Origin of the sequence: Streptomyces fuscigenes (genome assembly GCF_021556455.1) — a bacterium.
Classification (GTDB): domain Bacteria; phylum Actinomycetota; class Actinomycetes; order Streptomycetales; family Streptomycetaceae; genus Streptomyces; species Streptomyces fuscigenes.
This window is the reverse complement of record NZ_JAKGCV010000482.1, coordinates 1-3,935: the sequence shown is the minus strand read 5'-3', so window position 1 is coordinate 3,935 and position 3,935 is coordinate 1. Positions and strand designations below refer to the sequence as shown.

The following is a 3,935-nucleotide window of genomic DNA, read 5'->3' as shown; positions in this document are numbered from 1 at the left end:
CCGGCCCGGGGGCCGCGTCGCCCGGCGGCTACGGGCGCGCCGCGGCAGCCGGTCCCCGAGAGCCGTCCCGCGACGCCGTGCCGAGCCTGCTGCGCAGCCGCACGGCCTGGGCGCTCACGGTCTTCTTCGGCCTCCAGGCCACCGGCGCCTACATCACCATGGGCTGGATGTCCCAGCGCTTCCGGGACGCGGGCCTCTCCGCCGACACCGCGGGCGTGCTGCTCGCGGTGATCATGGTGATGGGCGTGCCGCTGGCGTTCGTGATCCCGGGCCTCGCCACCCGCCTGCGGCACCAGGGGCCCCTCGTCGTCGCCCTCGGCGCCTGCGGGCTGGCCGCCTTCGCCGGGCTCCACCTCGCACCCGTGGGCGGGGCCTGGGTGTGGGCGGTCCTGCTCGGGGTGTCGAACTGCTCCTTCCCGCTGGCCCTGACCATGATCGGCATGCGCTCCAGCACCGGCGCGGGGGTGGTGCGCCTGTCGGCCTTCGTGCAGAGCACGGGCTACCTGCTGTCGATACCCGGGCCGCTCGTCGTGGGCGTCCTCTACCAGCACACCGGGGGCTGGACCTGGCCGCTGTGCCTGATGGCGGCCCTGCTCCTGCCGCAGATGGCCGTGGGCTGGCTCGCCGGACGGGACCGCACCATCGAGCAGGAGGCCGGGGTGGGAGACTGAGCGCATGCCAGTCCTGGAACCCTCCCCCCAGAACGGGCAGCGCAAGCTGCTCTACGTCTTCGGCGCCATCTTCGGCATCCTCGCGGTCATCGCGATCGTCGCGACGATCGCCTCGCCCTGACCCGGGGCCCCGCCGTGACCCCGGGCCCGCGCCGCGCGCCGGCGCTGCCGGGCGCCGAGCGGCGCCGCTGACCCCGGGCCCCGCCGGCGCCGCACCCTGAGCGCCGCCGCGGCCGCGCTCCAAGGCCCCCCGCGGGAGCCGCGGCCGGCCCGGGGTGGGGCTGGCCCCCCTGTCCCCTAGGGGGCAAGGGTCAGGGTCGAGTAGGGGGCAAGGGTCAGGGTCGAGTGGGTGGATCACCGGATGGGAAAGACGCCTCGCGCTCCGTAGTTTCTTCAGTGACGGCACTTGCCGGACGGCGGACGACACGGAGGCGGTCATGTCGGTGCGGGAGCGGATGCGTCCCCGGAGCACAACGGGCGCGGTCACGTCGGCCGCACGGCTGCCCTGGTGGGCCGTGGTCCTCCCGGCGACCGCGTTCTTCGCCCTGCTGATGGTCACGGTCAACCCCTCCCAGGCGCACGCGGCGGGCGGCACGGACGCCCTCGCCCGGCTCGCCCACGCGATACAGCTCCTGCTGCTCCCGTAGGCGGGCAGCGGGAGCGGGCGCTTCAGGGGCGGGAAGCCGGGGCCAGGGGGACGGGGGCCGCGCGCTGCCGGGTCCCCCGGCGCGAGGCGCACGGCCGGCCTCCGGCCGCAGCGGCGGGCAACCCTCACCGCGCGCGTGCGGGCGGCCCCGTCGCCGGTCGGCCACGTCCGCCCTGTGTCCGGTCGCATACGGGCAGAGCCCGTCTCCGTTCGCCTGCCGGCGGCCCCTCACCCGCTCGTGCCCTCCTGCACGTGCGGCCCTTCACCGGCCGCGTACGGTCCCGTACCAGGAGCGGCGAGCCCGTGTCCGCCCGGGGGAGCGCGCGGGAGGCAAGCGCCCGCCCCCCCCGCGCCGTCCGTCGGAGGGACAGGCCCCGGCAGCACGCCTCAGCTGCCACTGAGACACCAACACCCTGCGCCCGGGGGCGCATTTCGTGCGAAGCTGGGTGTCATGAGCGCCGACACACCACGCAGGATCGTCCTCCTCCGTCATGCGAAGGCCGACTGGCCCCAGGTGTCCGACCACGAGCGGCCGCTGGCCGAGCGCGGCCGCACGGAGGCCGCGACCAGCGGGCGCAAGCTCGCCGACACGGGCATCGGCTTCGACCTGGCACTCTGCTCCACCGCCGAGCGCACCCGCGAGACCTGGAAGATCGCGGTGCACGAGCTGCCGCACCGGCCGCGGACGGTCTACGAGGAGCGCCTGTACGACGCGACGCTCGGCGACCTCCTCGCGCTGGTCAACGAGACGTCCGACGAGGTGCGGGACCTGCTCCTCGTCGGCCACAACCCCGGCATGCACGCCCTCGCGGACGTGCTCTCGGCGAGCGCCGAGGGCGACACGATGGCGCGGATGACGCAGGGCGCCTTCCCGACGGCGGCCTTCGCCGTGGTGGGCTTCGAGGGCAGCTGGAAATCCGTCGAGCACGGCGTGGGCCGGCTGCTGGACTACTGGGCGCCGCACGACTGACCGGCGCACGTCCTCGGGCCCGTACCGGCGTCACACCGCAGCCGCACACGCACTCCGCGCACACACTTCCCGCCGCGGACCCTCGGACCCGAGGTCTTGCGGCGCCGCCGGGCCGAGGCGGGCCGCATCCCGGACCGGTGCCGCCCGCCGCGTCGTGGGCCGACCGTGCGGGCGGCCGGCCCGGCCGGGTTCCCGGGCGCGGCCACTCCCGCCCCGGTCGCGTTTCCCGCGCCGCCTCAGGTGCCGGCGGCCGTCATGCCGGGGACCTCGGCGTCCTCGGCGTCCTCCACCTCGTCGACGTCCTCGCGGGTGATCCCCAGCAGGTACAGCACGGTGTCGAGGAACGGCACGTTGACCGCGGTGTGCGCGGCGGCGCGGACGAGCGGCTTCGCGTTGAAGGCGACCCCCAGCCCGGCCGTGTTCAGCATGTCGAGGTCGTTGGCCCCGTCGCCGATCGCGACCGTCTGGGCCAGCGGCACCCCGGCGCGCTCCGCGAACTCGCGCAGCAGCCGCGCCTTGCCCGCGCGGTCGACGACCCCGCCGACGACCCGGCCGGTCAGCACGCCGTCCACGATCTCCAGTGTGTTGGCCGCGGCGAAGTCCAGCCCGAGGTGTTCCCGCAGCGCGTCGGTGACCTGCGTGAACCCGCCGGACACCACGCCCACCTGGTAGCCGAGCCGCTTCAGCGTGCGGATGAGCGTGCGGGCCCCCGGTGTGAGGCGGACCTCGGCGCGCACCTTGTCCACGACCGACTCGCTCAGCCCCGCCAGCAGCGCCACCCGCTCGTGCAGGGACTGCTCGAAGTCCAGCTCGCCGCGCATCGCCCGCGCGGTGACGTCCGCGACCTCCGCCTCGCACCCGGCGTGGGCCGCGAACAGCTCGATGACCTCGTCCTGGATGAGTGTCGAGTCGACGTCCATGACGACCAGCCGGCGCGCCCTGCGCTGCAGGCCCGCGGAGACCACCGCCACGTCCACTCCGATGTCCGCCGCCGCGGTGGCGAGCGCGGTGCGCAGGGGCTCGGTGGCGACGCCCGACACGGCGAACTCCACGGCTGTCACCGGGTACTTCGCGAGCCGGAAGATCCGGTCGATGTTGCCGCCCGTCCCCGTGATGCTGGCCGCTATGGCCGCCGTGGACTGCGCGGTCAGCGGGTTGCCGAGCACGGTGACGTGGGAGCGGCCGCTGCCGCGCGGCTTGTTGTCGCCGATGCCGGAGATGATCTCGGCCTGCAGGCGGAGGGACTCGGCCCAGCTGTGCACGGTGGCGCGCAGCTCGCCGTCGGTGGTGCCCGCCTGCGCGGGCGCGGTGATCAGCGCGCACAGCACGATGCGGCCGCGCGTGACGACCTGCTCGATGTCTATGACGTCGACGCCGTACGCGGCGAGTGTGTCGAAGAGGCCCGCCGTGATGCCGGGACGGTCCTTCCCGAAGATCTTGACGAGGAGGGTACGGGCGCCGCCGGCCGACTCGCTGGTCGCCGGGGGCTGCAGGGGCTCCGGTGCGCTCATGGTGTTACCACCGTATCGGGCGGCGGCCCGGCCCGCGCCCGCCGTCCCGCCCACCGGACACCCCGGGGCCTCCGGGCCCACCGGTCCGCCGACCGTGGCCGGCCGGGCACCCTCCGTGAGGGCCGCGTCTCCGGCCC

General features: G+C 75.4%; 5 protein-coding genes. 4 read left to right on the top strand and 1 reads right to left on the bottom strand.

The genetic code is table 11. The features are described 5' to 3' along the window. The 4 genes from L1885_RS24975 to L1885_RS24965 all read left to right on the top strand — a co-directional run. Window positions 1-671, top strand: a 671-nt coding sequence (locus tag L1885_RS24975) for a YbfB/YjiJ family MFS transporter (RefSeq protein WP_372482023.1), incomplete at its 5' end; no start/stop codon positions are given. A gap of 4 nt (window positions 672-675) precedes the next feature. Then, window positions 676-792 carry an SGM_5486 family transporter-associated protein gene (locus tag L1885_RS29015; RefSeq protein WP_263631434.1) on the top strand — a complete coding sequence of 39 codons (117 nt, stop codon included), beginning with the start codon at window positions 676-678 and terminating at the stop codon, window positions 790-792. A 316-nt stretch (window positions 793-1,108) separates the two neighbouring features. Continuing rightward, entirely contained in the window at window positions 1,109-1,318 is a 210-nt protein-coding gene (locus L1885_RS24970; RefSeq protein ID WP_235799433.1) for a hypothetical protein, read from the top strand. A gap of 450 nt (window positions 1,319-1,768) precedes the next feature. Continuing rightward, complete coding sequence (locus tag L1885_RS24965) at window positions 1,769-2,287, top strand: SixA phosphatase family protein (RefSeq protein ID WP_235799432.1); 519 nt, start codon at window positions 1,769-1,771, stop codon at window positions 2,285-2,287. Window positions 2,288-2,523: 236 nt separating this feature from the next. Here L1885_RS24965 and serB read toward each other — a convergent pair whose 3' ends face one another. After that, entirely contained in the window at window positions 2,524-3,798 is a 1,275-nt protein-coding gene (serB, locus tag L1885_RS24960; RefSeq protein WP_235799431.1) for a phosphoserine phosphatase SerB, read from the bottom strand. Between the last annotated feature and the right edge of the window lie 137 nt (window positions 3,799-3,935).